Source organism: Pseudoponticoccus marisrubri, assembly GCF_001482405.1.
GTDB lineage: Bacteria > Pseudomonadota > Alphaproteobacteria > Rhodobacterales > Rhodobacteraceae > Pseudoponticoccus > Pseudoponticoccus marisrubri.
Genome location: NZ_LPXO01000002.1, coordinates 369745 through 384855 on the forward strand (window position 1 = coordinate 369745; position 15111 = coordinate 384855).

18 protein-coding genes are annotated in these 15111 nt (G+C 67.8%); 4 read left to right on the forward strand and 14 right to left on the reverse strand.

What is annotated here, in order from left to right; genetic code table 11:
- The first annotated feature begins 52 nt into the window (after window positions 1-52).
- Complete coding sequence (locus AVJ23_RS05505; RefSeq protein WP_058861149.1) at window positions 53-514, forward strand: DUF4174 domain-containing protein; 462 nt, start codon at window positions 53-55, stop codon at window positions 512-514.
- Window position 515: 1 nt separating this feature from the next.
- On the opposite strand, the gene AVJ23_RS05510 is transcribed toward AVJ23_RS05505, so the two are convergent.
- The 9 genes from AVJ23_RS05510 to AVJ23_RS05545 all read right to left on the reverse strand — a co-directional run bounded on the left by AVJ23_RS05510 (window position 516) and on the right by AVJ23_RS05545 (window position 7479).
- Window positions 516-1025: a hypothetical protein gene (locus AVJ23_RS05510; RefSeq protein ID WP_157772619.1), complete on the reverse strand. Its 510-nt coding sequence runs from the start codon at window positions 1023-1025 to the stop codon at window positions 516-518.
- A gap of 75 nt (window positions 1026-1100) precedes the next feature.
- Complete coding sequence (locus tag AVJ23_RS05515) at window positions 1101-1466, reverse strand: hypothetical protein (RefSeq protein WP_058861151.1); 366 nt, start codon at window positions 1464-1466, stop codon at window positions 1101-1103.
- A 26-nt stretch (window positions 1467-1492) separates the two neighbouring features.
- Window positions 1493-3493, reverse strand: a complete 2001-nt coding sequence (locus AVJ23_RS05520; protein ID WP_058861152.1) for an acetyl-CoA carboxylase biotin carboxylase subunit — start codon at window positions 3491-3493, stop codon at window positions 1493-1495.
- Window positions 3494-3622: 129 nt separating this feature from the next.
- A complete protein-coding gene (locus AVJ23_RS05525) occupies window positions 3623-3826 on the reverse strand; it encodes a hypothetical protein (RefSeq protein ID WP_058861153.1) in 204 nt (67 codons plus the stop codon).
- 334 nt (window positions 3827-4160) lie between these two features.
- Complete coding sequence (locus AVJ23_RS05530; protein WP_058861154.1) at window positions 4161-4523, reverse strand: hypothetical protein; 363 nt, start codon at window positions 4521-4523, stop codon at window positions 4161-4163.
- Between the two features lie 147 nt (window positions 4524-4670).
- Window positions 4671-4814 carry a hypothetical protein gene (locus tag AVJ23_RS23070; RefSeq protein WP_169795926.1) on the reverse strand — a complete coding sequence of 48 codons (144 nt, stop codon included), beginning with the start codon at window positions 4812-4814 and terminating at the stop codon, window positions 4671-4673.
- Between the two features lie 214 nt (window positions 4815-5028).
- Complete coding sequence (locus tag AVJ23_RS05535; protein ID WP_240484534.1) at window positions 5029-5487, reverse strand: DUF6497 family protein; 459 nt, start codon at window positions 5485-5487, stop codon at window positions 5029-5031.
- On the reverse strand, window positions 5487-5867 hold the full coding sequence (locus tag AVJ23_RS05540) for a hypothetical protein (RefSeq protein WP_058861156.1): 381 nt from the start codon (window positions 5865-5867) through the stop codon (window positions 5487-5489). The genes AVJ23_RS05535 and AVJ23_RS05540 overlap by 1 nt, the downstream gene beginning before the upstream one ends.
- Window positions 5868-5946: 79 nt before the next feature.
- Window positions 5947-7479 (reverse strand): acyl-CoA carboxylase subunit beta, encoded by a 1533-nt coding sequence (locus AVJ23_RS05545; RefSeq protein WP_058861157.1) that lies wholly within the window; start codon window positions 7477-7479, stop codon window positions 5947-5949.
- Between the two features lie 178 nt (window positions 7480-7657).
- Between AVJ23_RS05545 and AVJ23_RS05550 the strand changes: the two genes are divergently transcribed.
- A complete protein-coding gene (locus tag AVJ23_RS05550; RefSeq protein WP_058861158.1) occupies window positions 7658-8884 on the forward strand; it encodes a multidrug effflux MFS transporter in 1227 nt (408 codons plus the stop codon).
- Between the two features lie 52 nt (window positions 8885-8936).
- A complete protein-coding gene (locus tag AVJ23_RS05555) occupies window positions 8937-10337 on the forward strand; it encodes a helix-turn-helix domain-containing protein (protein ID WP_058861159.1) in 1401 nt (466 codons plus the stop codon).
- 63 nt (window positions 10338-10400) lie between these two features.
- Here AVJ23_RS05555 and AVJ23_RS05560 read toward each other — a convergent pair whose 3' ends face one another.
- From AVJ23_RS05560 to AVJ23_RS05580, 5 genes are read right to left on the reverse strand one after another with little or no spacing between them, the layout of a single operon-like run.
- The gene (locus AVJ23_RS05560; RefSeq protein WP_058861160.1) at window positions 10401-11072 is read right to left on the reverse strand and encodes an N-acetylmuramoyl-L-alanine amidase; all 672 of its coding nucleotides are present in this window, start codon (window positions 11070-11072) and stop codon (window positions 10401-10403) included.
- A gap of 3 nt (window positions 11073-11075) precedes the next feature.
- Window positions 11076-11816: a hypothetical protein gene (locus AVJ23_RS05565; protein ID WP_058861161.1), complete on the reverse strand. Its 741-nt coding sequence runs from the start codon at window positions 11814-11816 to the stop codon at window positions 11076-11078.
- 33 nt (window positions 11817-11849) lie between these two features.
- Window positions 11850-13331: an Asp-tRNA(Asn)/Glu-tRNA(Gln) amidotransferase subunit GatA gene (gene gatA / locus AVJ23_RS05570; protein WP_058861271.1), complete on the reverse strand. Its 1482-nt coding sequence runs from the start codon at window positions 13329-13331 to the stop codon at window positions 11850-11852.
- Window positions 13331-13618: an Asp-tRNA(Asn)/Glu-tRNA(Gln) amidotransferase subunit GatC gene (gene gatC / locus AVJ23_RS05575; protein ID WP_058861162.1), complete on the reverse strand. Its 288-nt coding sequence runs from the start codon at window positions 13616-13618 to the stop codon at window positions 13331-13333. The genes gatA and gatC overlap by 1 nt, the downstream gene beginning before the upstream one ends.
- Before the next feature lie 35 nt (window positions 13619-13653).
- Window positions 13654-14325: a ceramidase domain-containing protein gene (locus AVJ23_RS05580; RefSeq protein ID WP_058861163.1), complete on the reverse strand. Its 672-nt coding sequence runs from the start codon at window positions 14323-14325 to the stop codon at window positions 13654-13656.
- 89 nt (window positions 14326-14414) lie between these two features.
- On the opposite strand from AVJ23_RS05580, the gene AVJ23_RS05585 reads away from it, so the two are divergent.
- On the forward strand, window positions 14415-15107 hold the full coding sequence (locus tag AVJ23_RS05585) for a metal-dependent hydrolase (RefSeq protein WP_058861164.1): 693 nt from the start codon (window positions 14415-14417) through the stop codon (window positions 15105-15107).
- Window positions 15108-15111: the final 4 nt, after the last annotated feature.

Here is a 15111-nt window from a genome sequence, read left to right on the forward strand (position 1 = left end):
CGCGACCGGCTGACACTGTGCAGGCCTGCGCGCGGGACTTATATCTTGTCCCATGAGCATGATTTTTCGACTACTGGGCGCCGCAGGACTGGTCGCGATGGCCAGCGTGGGCGCCGCGCAGGGCGCCGAGACGGCGGACCCGACCGAGCTGATCCGCCCCGCCGAAGAGGTCGATCTGGACGAGTTCCTCTGGCTGAAGCGGCCCGTCGTGGTCTTCGCCGACAGCCCGGCCGATCCGAGATATGTCGAGCAGATCAACCTGATCACTGACCGGCCCGATGCGCTGACCGATCGCGACGTGGTGGTGATCACCGACACCGATCCCTCGGCACGCAGCTCGGTCCGGCGCGCGCTTCGGCCGCGCGGCTTCATGCTGGCCGTGCTCGCCAAGGACGGCACGGTCGTGATCCGCAAGCCCGCACCCTGGGACGTGCGCGAGATCTCGCGCTCGATCGACAAGCTGCCGCTGCGCCAGCAGGAGATCCGCGACCGGCGCGAGGCGCTGCGCCAGTGACCTAGACGTTGCCGCGCAGGAACAGCGCCAGACGGCGCGTCGGGTCGACGAGGATCAGCGCATTGTTGGGCGGATCGTAGATCGTCACCGCCTGCGGCGAGGTCAGCACCGCGTGAAACCCGGCCCGTATCGCATCCTGCTCCATGCAGGCCAGCGACGGGCCCACCCCGCTGGACAGAAGGCCCAGCCCGGCGGCCAGGTCGCGCGCCATCAACCCCGAGCTGATCTCGCTGGGGCTGCGCCCCGGCATGTCGAAGAGCACCGCCCGCCCCTGCCCGATCAGCAGCCGCGCCTCGGTGAAGTTGCGCACCCGCCGCGGCCCGCCCGCCATCTTCACGCTGGCCGAGACCAGCGCGAACACCGCCGCCGTACAGCTGGGTTTCGAGGTGAAATGCCGCGTCTCGGCCAAGAGCAGCCAGCGGCGCAGCTCCTCGCGCACCGCATCCTCGCGATCCAGCGCGCAGCCCGCCAGCAGCAGGATCAATCCGACTATCGCGCTGCGCCGTGCCATGCCCTGCCTCTGCCGCGGTACCGGCACTCAAGCTAGGCGCAAATCCTGAACAGGAGGTTTCAGGGAGTCGCTGCATCACCCCGCCTCCTTCGCGTGCCGGCTCCAGGCCAGGCCGCCGAGGACAAAGAGCAGCGCCAGTGCGGCCAGCGCGCCGGGTCCGGGCGCGATCAGCCCCGCCACGGCGGCCCAGAACCACAGGACCACGACCAGCACCGACAGGCCGAGGCAGACCAACCAGCCGCGCAGCCCCGGGCGCAGGCCGAGGGCGCGCGAGATCACGGCAAAATAGCCCAAGAACCCCGCCACGCCGGCGAGAAAGACGGCCGCCACCGCCCAGCCGACCCCCTCGGGCCAGGCCAGGTCATCGGGGATCAGCACGCGCATCAGCAGCACCGCCGCCCCGGCGACACCCAGCCCGGCAAGCGTCGCCAGGCTGTGCATCCCCCATATGCGGGCGGCGGTGGCCATCATTCGAATTCCATGATCACGTCATCCACGGCCAGGCTGTCGCCCGCCCCGGCATTGATCCGCGCCACGGTGCCCTTGCGCTCGGCGCGCAGGATGTTCTCCATCTTCATCGCCTCGACGGTGCAGAGCGCTTGGCCCTCCTGCACCTCGTCGCCCTCGGCCACGTCGATCTTCACAATCAGCCCGGGCATCGGGCAGAGCAGCATCTTGGACGTGTCGGGCGGCTGTTTCTCGGGCATGCGCCGCGCCAGCTCGGCCTGCCGGGGGGTGCGCACATGCACGCGCAAATCGGCGCCGCGGCTGCGGATGCGGAAACCGTGGGTGATCTTGTCGACCTTCAGCACCAGCGGCGCGCCATCCACCGTCATCCGCGCGAGGCTGTCGCCGGGCGTCCAGTCGCCCTCGACCCTATGCGTGGCGCCATCGGCGAAGCGGATGGTCGACCCGTCGTGATCGGCCGCGATGCCCATCTCGAAATCCTGCCCCTGCAGCGACACGCACCACTCATCGCCGACGTGACGCTCGTGGTTGTTGAGCGTGCCCGAGATACGCGCCCGCCGGATCTCGGCCACCCGGTTCATCGCGGCGGCGGCGGCGGCGATGCGCTTCAGCTCGGGCTCGGCCAGGGTCACGCCCTCGAACCCCTCGGGATATTCCTCGGCGATGAAGGCGGTGGTCATGTCGCCCGAGACGAATTTCGGATGATCCATCACCGCGGCGACGAAGGGCAGGTTATGCCCGATCCCCTCGACCTCGAAACTGTCCAGCGCATTGCGCATGGTCTCGATCGCGGCCGCGCGCGTCTCGCCCCAGGTGCAGAGCTTGGCGATCATCGGGTCGTAATACATGCTGATCTCGCCGCCCTCGTAGACGCCGGTATCATTGCGCACCGTGCCCGCGCCCAGCGTGCCCTCGGCCGGCGGGCGATAGCGGGTCAGCCGCCCGATCGAGGGCAGGAAGCCGCGATAGGGATCCTCGGCGTAAAGCCGGTTCTCGATCGCCCAGCCATTGATCGTCAGATCCTCCTGCCGCAGCGTCAGCGCCTCGCCATTGGCGACGCGGATCATCTGCTCGACAAGATCCACGCCGGTGATCAGCTCGGTCACCGGGTGCTCCACCTGCAGGCGGGTGTTCATCTCGAGAAAGTAGAAGTTCTTGTCGCCATCGACGATGAACTCCACCGTGCCGGCGCTGGCATAGCCGACCGCCTTGGCCAGCGCGACGGCCTGCTCGCCCATGGCGCGGCGCGTCTCGGGGTCGAGGAAGGGCGACGGCGCCTCTTCGACCACCTTCTGGTTGCGCCGCTGGATCGAGCATTCCCGCTCGTGCAGGTAGATGCCGTTGCCATGCGTGTCGCAGAGCACCTGGATCTCGATATGGCGCGGCTGGGTGACGAACTTCTCGATGAAGATCCGGTCATCCCCGAAGGAGCTGGCCGCCTCGTTCTTGGACGACTGGAAGCCCTCGCGCGCCTCGGCATCACTCCACGCGATGCGCATGCCCTTGCCGCCGCCCCCGGCCGAGGCCTTGATCATCACCGGGTAGCCGATCTCGGTCGAGATGCGCACCGCCTCCTCGGCATCCTCGATCAGCCCCATGTAGCCCGGCACGGTCGAGACACCGGCCTCCTGCGCGATCTTCTTCGAGGTGATCTTGTCGCCCATCGCCTCGATCGCGCCCTTGGGCGGGCCGATGAAGGCGACGCCGGCGGCCTCGAGCGCCTCGGCGAATTTGGGGTTCTCCGACAGGAAACCATAGCCCGGATGCACCGCCTGCGCGCCCGAGGCGCGGATCGCCTCCATGACCTTGTCGATCACGATATAGGACTGGTTGGCCGGCGGCGGGCCGATATGCAGCGCCTCGTCGGCCATCTCGACGTGCAGCGCATGGCGGTCGGCATCCGAGTAGATCGCGACCGTCTGGATGCCCATGCGCCGGGCGGTCTTGATGACCCGGCAGGCGATCTCGCCCCGGTTGGCGATCAGGATCTTGTCGAACATGTCTGTCCCTTTCTTGGTGTCCCGGTCCGGCGCCCGGCGCGGCCTGCGCCGGTGCGGCAAAAGAAAAGACCGCCCGGGCCGGCGGCCCGAACGGTCTGCACTGCGATGTGACGTGGTGCGGCGCGGCGCTCAGCAGCGCGCGGGCCAGCGCCGGCAATAGGCGATGTTGGCCGCGGCCCCAACCGCGGCGCCGGTGACGACATCGCGGTCGACGGTTTCCGCCGCGACGCCGCCCGCCGCGGCGCCGAAGACGGCCTGCTCGGCCAGATTGTCGCCACAGGATGCCAGCGCCAGGCAAGCAACCGCCCCCGCAACCATGCGGTGTGTGGGCATGTTGGTCCCTCCTCAATGACTGTGACTGCCGTGGGACCACATGACCATATTTCCCCCTGACCGCGCCAGCCTTTTTGCGGATGCGGCACGGGTCCGGCAAACCCTTGGCAGACAAGGCGATTTCGGGATGACGGAAAAAGGTGGGGCGGTCGGCCCGGGGACTGGCCGCACCGCCCCGACAGGGGTGGGTTGCGTCGGGAACGCGGCGCACCAGAGCGGCGCCATAGGGAACCCGCCTCGACACTGACCGAGTCGCGCGCCAGCGCAAAGCCTATGGTTGCATCCGGCGCGCCATCGGCAGGGCCTTGCGCAAATCCGGTCCCGGGCGGCAGGATCATGCCCAATCCTCCCCCTCGACAAAGGCCTCGGGGAAGGCCGCACGGGCGGCGGCCTCGTCGATCACCAGGAGGGCCTCGTAGCTTTCGGGATCGAACGGGTCGTCATAGGGCAGCACCTCGCGGCCCAGCAGCCAGCCCAGCCGGCCGGCATCCAGATTGCCGCGCTCGAAGGGCTGGTCGCCGAAATGCTGCCAGAGCGCCGCCAGGAAGGCGGTGTCGGCGCGCTTGTCGGCCGGGCGCCGGTCACGGTAGCGCTCGCGCCGCGTCAACGGCGTGACGCCGCGCGGGTTGGCCCTGCGAATGGTGAACTGGTAATCCGTGCCGGGCAGACGTCCGGGAAAGCCGCGATGTTTCAGCATGGCCGTGCCTCCGGCCCTTGCGCTACATGCGCCGCCCCGCGCTGCCAAATTCCGTCGACGGAATTTGCAAAAGTCTTGCAAGACTTTTGCGCCCCGCCCGCAGGCAGGGAAGTCGGGACGGGCGCGAACGCCCGTCCCGAAAGTGATTTACTTGTACTTGCCGGTGTAGACGGGCTCGACGCTGATCGGCTCGGGATCAACCACGACGAACTCTTCTTCTTCCTGCTGCGCACAAGCGGCAACACCGGCCACGACGGCCAGCATGGCAAGCAGCTTGATGTTCTTGGACATCTGTCACTCCTGTCAGGTTCAACGAAACCGACAAGGCATTCATGCCCTGCCTGTCCCCGTTTCGAGGTAAAGATTGCTTGGGTGCAATCGTTGGCCAAAATAACCGAGGGCTGGGGAAAAAGATATGTGCCTTCGGCACTCTGTCCAGCCTGTGATCCGAAAGCCTCAGATATTTGTCCACATGAGAGTCGGTCCGCAAGATATTGTGCAACCATCAAAAAGCCTCCCAGATACAGCGGCCCTCCCGGACCTCGTAGCTTTCGAAGAACTGTGTCACCCCCGGCGACATTACGCCGAAATCCACCGGTTCCTGCATCAGGGTGATCACCACGCGTTCGGCATCGTGGCCTTGCCGGGCGAGGTAGGGCAGCGCCTGCGTCGTGCAGAGCGCCTCCATGTCGCCGGCCACGGCGAGGAAATCGACCCCCTCCTCGGCGATCGCGGGGGCGATGTAGCGGAACCGGTAGGTCGTGCCCTCTTCGAGCACGTCGTGCAGCTCGGCAGACAGGCCCGAGGGCAGCGGCTCGGCCCCGCCCGCTTCGGGCGCGGCGGCCAGCAGACCCAGGATGCACAGAATTGAAGCGCAGCCCCGACCCCGTTTCCGGGCTCCTCCCGCCGGGGCCGCGCATGTAGCCCTGAGCGCACCCAGGGTGGAACTCGTCGGACGCCGCATCACGTCCGCTCCCGCGCCCAGCCGATCCACCGGGCGCGATGCGCGGGATCGTCCAGAAGCGCCTTGATCCGGTCGGCCGTCCCGGCGGGCACCGCGCCGTCGACGCGCCCCCCGGCCTGCAGCCGGACACCGCCTTCCGCGGCGGCAATCTCTATCACGGGGGAAAACCCGCGCAAGCCCTTCAGAAGCCTCCAGAGATCCTGTCGCACCTGCCGGGCCAGCCGACCGCGCCGAACCGGCGGAAAGGCGCTCATGGCGGCCAGGTCGAAGCGTGGCGGCCAGTGGCGCGCCAGCACCAGGCGCTCGGCATCGGCGCTGACATGCCAGCCATTGCGCCGGACCGGCGGCCGGGACTCGGAAGGCAGGGTCGGTAGACTCATCGCGGGCAGGCTCGCGTCTTTGGATCGGAACAGGGCGTGTCGCGGGGCGACGGGGCGGCGTCGGGCCGCCCCCGGCCGCTCACAGCGGGATGTTGTCGTGCTTCTTCCACGGCATGCTGCGTCGCTTGTTGCGCAGCATGGCGAAGGCGCGCGCCACGCGACGGCGCGTCGAGCGGGGCTGGATCACCTCGTCGATGAAGCCACGCTCGGCCGCGATGAACGGGTTGGCGAAACGGTCCTCGTATTCCGCGGCATGGGCGGCGATCTTGTCGGGATCGCCCAGGTCGGCACGGTGGATGATCTCGGCCGCGCCCTTGGCGCCCATCACCGCGATCTGCGCCGTGGGCCAGGCATAGTTCACATCGGCCCGAAGATGTTTCGAGGCCATCACGTCATAGGCCCCGCCATAGGCCTTGCGGGTGATGACCGTCACCTTGGGCACGGTCGCCTCGCCATAGGCGAAGAGCAGCTTGGCGCCGTGCTTGATGACGCCGTTATATTCCTGCGAGGTGCCGGGCAGGAAGCCGGGCACGTCCACCAGCGTCAGAAGCGGGATCTCGAAGCAGTCGCAGAAGCGCACGAAGCGCGCCGCCTTGCGGCTGCTGTCGATGTCCAGAACCCCGGCCAGCACCATCGGCTGGTTCGCCACCACGCCCACGGTCTGCCCTTCCAGCCGGATGAAACCGGTGATGATGTTGCCGGCGAAATCCTCCTGGATCTCGTAGAAATCACCCTCATCCGCGACCTTGGTGATCAGCTCCTTCATGTCGTAGGGCATGTTGGGATTGTCGGGGATCAGCGTGTCGAGGCTGGCCTCGAGCCGGTCGACATCATCGAAGAAGGGCCGCACCGGCGGCTTCTCGCGGTTGTTGAGCGGCAGAAAATCGACCAGCCGGCGCACCTCGGCCAGCGCCTCGACATCGTTCTCGAAGGCGCCGTCGGCGACCGAGCTCTTGCGGGTATGGGTGACCGCCCCGCCCAGTTCTTCGGCGGTGACCTGTTCATTGGTCACCGTCTTCACCACGTCGGGGCCGGTGACGAACATGTACGAGCTGTCCTTCACCATGAAGATGAAATCGGTCATCGCCGGCGAGTAGACCGCGCCGCCCGCGCAGGGACCCATGATGACGCTGATCTGCGGGATCACGCCCGAGGCCTCGATATTGCGCTGGAAGACCTCGCCATAACCGGCAAGGCTGTCTACCCCCTCCTGGATGCGCGCGCCGCCCGAATCGTTCAGCCCGATCACCGGGGCGCCGTTCTGCACCGCCATATCCATGATCTTGCAGATCTTCTGGGCATGGGTGGCCGAGACCGACCCGCCCAGCACGGTGAAGTCCTGGCTGAACACGTAGACCATGCGGCCGTTGATCGTGCCCCAGCCGGTCACCACCCCGTCGCCATAGGGACGGTTCCGGGCCATGCCGAAATCGGTGCAGCGATGCGCGACGAAAGTGTCGTATTCCTCGAAACTGCCCTCGTCGAGCAGCAGCTCGATCCGCTCGCGCGCCGTCAGCTTGCCCTTGGCGTGCTGGCCGTCGATGCGTTTCTGTCCGCCCCCCAGGCGGGCGTTCTCGCGGCGGTCATGCAGTTCCTGAAGGATGTCTTTCATCACGCGGGCCCTCTTCCGTTTCGCCGGGAAAATACAAGAGATGGCCCATGTCTCAAGGATTTCCTCGCAAATTTGCAAACTTTGAAAAACACGCGCCGAGAAAATCGCAAATCTGAAAAGATCGTTGAAGCTGCCACGGGTATTGGACAATCCCGCGCCGCGGGCCTAGGCATTGACCATGGATTCGCCGCAACACGCGCGGTTTCTCGACCGCACCACCCCGCCACATATTGTCACACTCATTCTTCTCGCCGGCCTCTCCGCGCTGGCGATGAACATCTTCCTGCCCAGCCTGCCGAAGATGACCGAGTTCTTCGACACCGAGTACCGGCTGATGCAGCTGTCGGTGGCGATCTACCTCGCCGTCAACGCGGTGCTGCAGATCTTCATCGGCCCGATCTCGGACAAGCTGGGCAGGCGCCCGGTGATCCTGGGCGGGGTCGGGTTGTTCTGCGTGGCCACGCTGGGCTGCATCCTCGCACCCGATGTCTGGACCTTCCTGTTCTTCCGCATGAGCCAGGCGGTGGTCGTCACCGGCATGGTGCTCAGCCGCGCGGTGGTGCGGGACATGTTCTCGCAGGACAAGGCGGCCTCGATGATCGGCTACGTGACCATGGGCATGGCGGTGGTGCCGATGATCGGCCCGGCGATCGGCGGTGTGCTGGACGAGATCCTGGGCTGGCAGGCCAATTTCTGGGCGCTGCTCGCCTGCGGGGTGGGCATTTTCTGGCTCTGCTGGCGCGACCTGGGCGAGACGGCGCAGAAAAGCGGGCTGAGCCTGCAGCAGCAGTTCAGCGAATATCCCGAGCTGTTCACCAGCCCGCGCTTCTGGGGCTACGCGCTGGCCTGCGCCTTCTCTTCGGGCGCCTTCTTTTCCTATCTCGGCGGGGCGCCCTTCGTGGGCTCCGAGGTGTTCGGCCTCGACCCGTCCGAGCTGGGATTCTACTTCGGCGCCCCGGCCGTGGGCTATTTCCTCGGCAACTACCTGTCCGGGCGCTACTCGGCACGCTACGGGGTCAACCGCATGGTGCTCTGGGGCGGCGTGATCGTGACCGCCGGCGTGGGCACCTCGGTCGTGGTCTTTCTGGCGGGCCACGGCACGGTGATCAGCTTCTTCGGCTTCATGTGCTTCGTGGGGCTGGGCAACGGCATGACCATCCCCAACGCCACCGCCGGCATGCTGTCGGTGCGTCCGCACCTGGCCGGCACGGCCAGCGGGCTGGGCGGTGCGATCATGATCGGGGGCGGCGCGGGGCTCTCGGCGCTGGCCGGCGCGCTGCTGCATCCCGGCACGGGCGCCTACCCGCTGCTCTGGCTGATGTTCGCCACCTCTGTCGCCTCGGTCCTGGCGATCCTGCTGGTGATCTGGCGCGAGAAACACCTGCGCGGTCTGGACGTCGCCTGACGGCTCTGCAAATCTGCGCATCACTACTGGCAAAGATGCAAAGAGGCAGAGCATGGCCACGCAGAAACTCTATGCCGGCGCCAAGCTGCGCGACATCCGCACGCGGCTGGGCCTGACACAGAAGGATTTCGCCGCCAAGCTGGGCATCTCGCTGCCCTATCTCAACCAGATGGAGAACAACAACCGCCCGGTCTCGACCACGGTGGTGCTGGCCTTGGCGCAGGAATTCGGCTTCGACGTGACCGAGCTGGGCCAGGGCGATGCCGAGCGGCTGGTCAGCGACATGCGCGAGGCGCTGGCCGACCCGATCTTCCGCGAGGCCGCGCCGCAGCTGGCCGACCTGCGGCTGACCGCCTCCAACGCCCCGGCGCTGGCGCGCGCTTTCCTGACCCTGCACCGCGCCTATCGCCAGACGCATGAGCGGTTGGCCTCGCTGGACGAGGCGCTGGGGCGCGAAGGCTCGCAGCTGCGCCCCTCCCCCTGGGAAGAGGTGCGCGATTTCTTCCATTACTGCGACAATTACATCGACGCGGTGGATCGCGCGGCCGAGCATTACGCGCAGCTTCTGGGGGGCGAGGGCGACATCCGCGCCGCCGCCATCGCGCGGCTGTCGCAGAAAGGCATCGCCGTGCGCTTCACCCAGGCCACGCCCATGCGCAGCTTCGACGAGGCGCGGCAGGAGCTGACGCTCTCCTCGCTGCTGCCGGTCGAGACCCAGACCTTCCAGCTGCTGGTGCAGGTGGCGCTTCTGCGCCAGAACCAGCTCCTGGACGCCACGCTGGACCTCGCCCGCTTCCAGTCCGACGAGGCGCGCGCCATCGCCAAGCTGGGGCTGGCCAATTATTTCGCCGGCGCGGCCATGATGCCCTACAAGGCCTTCCTCGCCGCCGCACAGGACACGCGCCACGACCTGGAATTGCTGGCCGCACGGTTCGGCGCCTCGATCGAGCAGGTGGCGCACCGTCTCTCGACCCTGCAACGCCCCGGGGCCAAGGGCGTGCCCTTCTTCTTCGTCCGCGTCGACCAGGCCGGCACGATCACCAAGCGCCATTCCGCGACGCGGCTGCAATTCGCCAGGTTCGGCGGCGCCTGCCCCTTGTGGAACGTGCACCGCGCCTTCGAAACGCCGGGCCGCTTCCTGCGCCAGCTGGCCGAGACGCCGGACGGGGTGCGCTATATCAGCCTCGCGCGCGACGTCTCGAAGACCGGCGGGCATTTCGGCGCCCCGGTGCGGCGCTACGCGATCTCGATCGGCTGCGAGGTGCGCCACGCCGCGGCGCTGGTATATGCCGACGATCTCGATTTCACGCGCTCCGCCGCCTTCGAGCCTATCGGCATTTCCTGCCGGATCTGCGAGCGCACCAGCTGCCACCAGCGCTCGGTCCCGCCGCTGGAAAAGCGCCTCTCGATCAGCCCGGGGCGCCGGGACACCCTGCCCTACCGGCTGGATTGAGCGTCACCGCGCCACGGGCGGCGGAAAGAGCGCGCGGAAGCGCCCATTTTGACAGCGGCCCGCTCAGGCCCGCCGGGCCGGGTAGCGGGCGGCGAGATCGGCCATGATGGCGCGGTCGGTGTCGTCCAGCCGGCCGGTGGCCCAGGGGCGAAAGCGCAGGCGGACCGCGTGCAGCAGGTCCTCCTCCCCGCCCTCCGCGCAATCATACCCGAAACGCCCGCAATCCTGCAGGAACTGCCCCGGCGCGGCCGGTTCGGGCCAGACCGACAGGCCCTGCCGCGCCAGCCGGCGCCAGTCGAAGCGCGGGCCCGGATCGATCTTGCGGCCAAGGGCGGTGTCAGAATGCGCCACCACCGCCTCGGGCCGGATCGCCCAGCGCGCCATCAGGTCACGCAGCAGCGCCTCCAGCGCCGCCATCTGCGGCGCGGCAAAAGGCGTGGCGCCGGTATTGGACAACTCGATGCCGATGGAGCGGGAATTGACGTCGCGCGCCCCGGCCCAGCTGCCGGCCCCGGCATGCCAGGCCCGGTCGGCCTCGCGCACCATCTGCCAGAGATGGCCATCCGCTCCGATCAGGTAATGGGCCGAGACCTCGCGCGCGGGATCACAGAGCAGCGTCAGCGCGTCCGGCGCGCTGCGCATGGCGGTGTAATGCAGCACGATCATGTCCGGCGCATCCGTGTCACGCCGGGGCCCGAAATTGGGGGACGGGTGCCACGCCGCCGCGCGGGACATGGCTCAGCCGTTGCGGGCGGCGCGGAAGGGGGCCGGGCTCCAGGTGCAGGCAAAGCCGTCGCCATCGGGATCCATGCCCAGACGGTCGCGCTCGGGGCCGCCCCGGGCCAGGAACTCTTCCTGCGCAAGGTCGGCCGAGGCGAAGCTGGCGCAGGCGCGCTGGTACTTGGCCTCGGTATTGAAGCCCGAGCGCCGGTAGAGCGGCGAGCCCACCGGGTTGTTCGTGCGCAGCGCGTATTCCACGATGTTCGGCCGATCCGTGCCGGGACGATCCGGCAGGTCGGTGGGCTGGATCACCTGGTATTGCGCACGGTTGCGCGCGATCAGCGCCGCATCGTCCTGGATGTCGCGCTGTGCCGAGACGGCGCTGAAATCATTCTCGCCCGAGATGCCGGCGGCATTGCTGACGATCTGCGGCGCGGGGTTCGAGGGCGACGCCTCGACCGGCGCGTCGCCGGAGTTCATCTGCGCGGCGCGCGCGGCCGCATCCGCCTCGGCGCTGGTTTGCGCCGCTTGCGTGTCGTTCGAGTCCAGCGGGGTGGTCAGCACGTCGACCGGGCCGCGCACGGTGGTGGCCGTGGTGCCGGAGCCGCGCAGCTGCGCCTCGCGCTGCGCCCGGTATTCGTCGTAATCGCCGAAGCCCACGCCGCGCCCGGTATCGGGCACACCCGCCGCGCTGTCGGGAACCGTCGGCTCGCAGGCCGCAAGGGCCAGCGCGGCCACACCGCAAATCAGATACCGCATCACGCCAGATCCTGCCTTGTCATTCCCGCGCCCTTACCACCATTTCGACGGCTTGGCCACGAAGCCGGCCGAGCGCTCCAGCGCATAGGCGGTATTCAGCAGGTCGCCCTCGTCCCAGGGCCGGCCGATCAGCTGCAGGCCCAGCGGCAGCCCCTGCTTGTCCAGCCCCGCGGGCACCGAGATCCCGGGCAGCCCGGCCAGGTTCACCGTCACGGTGAACACGTCGTTGAGATACATCGCCACCGGGTCGGCCTCGGTCATCTCGCCCAACCCGAAAGCGGCCGAGGGGGTCGCCGGGGTCAGGATCGCGTCGATTCCCGCATCGAACGCGTCCTCGAAGTCCTTCTTGATCAGGGTCCGGACCTTGCGCGCACGATTGTAATAGGCGTCGTAGAACCCCGCCGACAGCACGTAGGTGCCCACCATCACGCGGCGCTTGACCTCTTCGCCGAAACCCTCGGCGCGGGTCTTCTCGTACATCTCGACGATGCCGTCGCCCTGGCTGAGCTTGGCGCGGTGGCCGTAGCGCACCCCGTCATAGCGCGCGAGGTTGGACGACGCCTCGGCCGGGGCGATCACGTAATAGGCGGGCAGTGCGTATTTCGTGTGCGGCAGGCTGATATCGACGATCTTCGCGCCGGCATCCTGCAGCATCTCGCGGCCGCGGGTCCAGAGCGCGTCGATCTCGTCGGGCATCCCGTCCATGCGGTATTCGCGCGGGATGCCGATGGTCTTGCCCTTGATGTCGCCGGTCAGCATGGCCTCGAAATCCGGCACGGCGAGGTCGGCCGAGGTGCTGTCCATCGGGTCGTGCCCGCACATGGCGCGCAGCAGGATGGCGGCATCGCGCACGTCCTTGGCCATGGGCCCGGCCTGGTCCAGCGACGAGGCGAAGGCCACGATCCCCCAGCGCGAGCAGCGCCCGTAGGTCGGCTTGATCCCGGTGATGCCGGTGAAGGCTGCAGGCTGGCGGATCGAGCCGCCGGTATCGGTGCCCGTCGCGCCAAGGCACAGGTCCGCCGCCACGGCCGCCGCCGAGCCCCCCGAGGAGCCGCCCGGCGTCAACTGCCGGTCATCCACCTTCCACGGGTTGACCGCGTTGCCATAGGTGCTGGTCTCGTTCGACGAGCCCATGGCGAACTCGTCCATGTTCAGCTTGCCCAGCATCACCGCGCCGGCATCGAAGAGCTGGCGGGTCACGGTGGATTCGTATTCGGGCCGGAAGCCTTCGAGGATGCGCGAGGCCGCCTGGCTGGCCACCCCCTTGGTGCAGAACAAGTCCTTGATGCCCAGCGGGATGCCACAGAGGTCGGGCGCGCCGCCCGCTTTCAGACGGTCATCGGCCGCGGCGGCCTGTTCCTGCGCGATCTGGGGCGTTTTGTGCACGAAGGCGTTCAGCGCACCGGCGCCCTCGATGGCGTTCAGGCAGGCCTCGGTCAGCTCGGCCGAGGTCAGCTCGCCCTTGCGCAGCGCGTCGCGCGCCTCGGCGATCTTCAGCTTGGGAAGCTCGGTCATCATTCCACCACCTTGGGCACGGCGAAAAAGCCCTCGCGCGCGTCGGGCGCGTTGGACAGGATGCGGTCGGCCATGTTGCCGTCGGTCACCCCATCGGCGCGGCGCTTGAGCCGCATCGGCGTGACCGAAACCATGGGCTCGACGCCCTCGACATCGACCTCGTTCAGCTGCTCGATGAAGCCGAGGATGTCGTTGAACGCGTGCGCCAGCTGCGGCAGGTCGTCCTCGTCCACCCGGATGCGCGCCAGCTTGGCCACGCGGGCGGCGGTCTCGATGTCGATCGACATGGGGGCCTCGTCTCGTTCCTGGATCGGCCCCGGCTTTAGCGCCCCGCCGCGCGGGCTGCAAGCACGTGGCGGGTCCAGACCTCGATCATCCAGCCCAGCATCACCCCGTTGAGCAGATGCCACAGGAAATGCGTGCCCAAGGGCAGCACGGTGCACAGCGGCTCGTCCAATGTGCGCGCGGTCATCGACAGCAGCAGGATCCCCACCCCGATGGCCAGCCCCTTGGCAGTCTCGGGGGCCCGGTTGCGCAGCAGGACGGCATAGATCGCGATCAGAAGCGGGATCGGCCCGTAGCTGGCCGTGCCGCCCAGCCCCGGCACCATCTGGAACAGCGGCACGGTCAGCGCGGCATAGGGAAAGAACATCGCCGTCAGGCCCAGCGACGGCCAGACACCGAGGCCCCAGAAGTCGCGGTTCGCGGCATAGATGAAGACCAGCGTGTAGAGCAGGATCGGCAGCACGTCGGCCAGCGCCGCCCAGGGCTGGGCGAAGGTGTGGAACAGGAAAGAGCCCACCCCGATCGCCGCCAAGAGGACGCAAAGCACCCGGCCCAGCCCGAAGGTGCGCCGCCACATGAAGGCGGCCGCGATGATGAAGGCGGCATTGGTCACCGCGTTGACCGGTTCGGCCCAGAAACTGGGGTCGATGCGTTCGCAATACCCGTCCATCGCGCGCGTCCAGCGGCCGTGATCGTGGTTTCCAGCCATGGGGATCCTCTTTTTCCCTGCCTGTCCGGGATCTAGCGTCTCGGTCAGATCCTGCTAGGGTTCACCCCGACAAACAGGGAGGCACCGACATGAACATCATCTGGCTGGGACATGGCAGCTTTCGTTTCGAGATCGGCGACGAGGTGCTGCTGGTCGACCCCTGGATCAACGGCAACCCGATGATGGAGGGCCAGGATGCCGAGGCCGCCCTCAAGGGCGCCACGCAGATCCTCGTCACCCATGGCCATTTCGACCACACCGCCGACATCGTCGAGGTGTCGGAGCGCACCGGCGCGCCGGTCTCGGGCATGGTCGAGCTGGCCAATTACCTCTATTCCAAGGGCGCCAAGGAGGGCCACGCCTTCAACAAGGGCGGCACGGTCACGTTCGGCGCGGCCTCGGTCACCATGGTGCCGGCCTCGCATTCCTCGTCGATGATGGCGGGCGACACGCCGGTCTACACGGGGATGGAGACGGGCTTTGTCATCCGCGCCGAGGGCCGGACGATCTACATGTCGGGCGATACCGGCATCACGTCCGAGATGGACTGGATCGGGGCCTTTTTCCAACCCGATATCGGCATCCTCTCCGCGGGCGGCTATTACACGATGGACATGGCGCAGGCGGCCTGGGCGGCGAAGCGCTATTTCGACTTCAAGACCGTGATCCCCTGCCATTACCGCACTTTCCCGGCGCTGGAGCAATCGGCCGAGCTGCTGACAAAAGAGTTGCCCGGTGTCGAGGTGATCGAGCCGCAGGTGCTGCAGCCGATCACGCTCTAGGCCG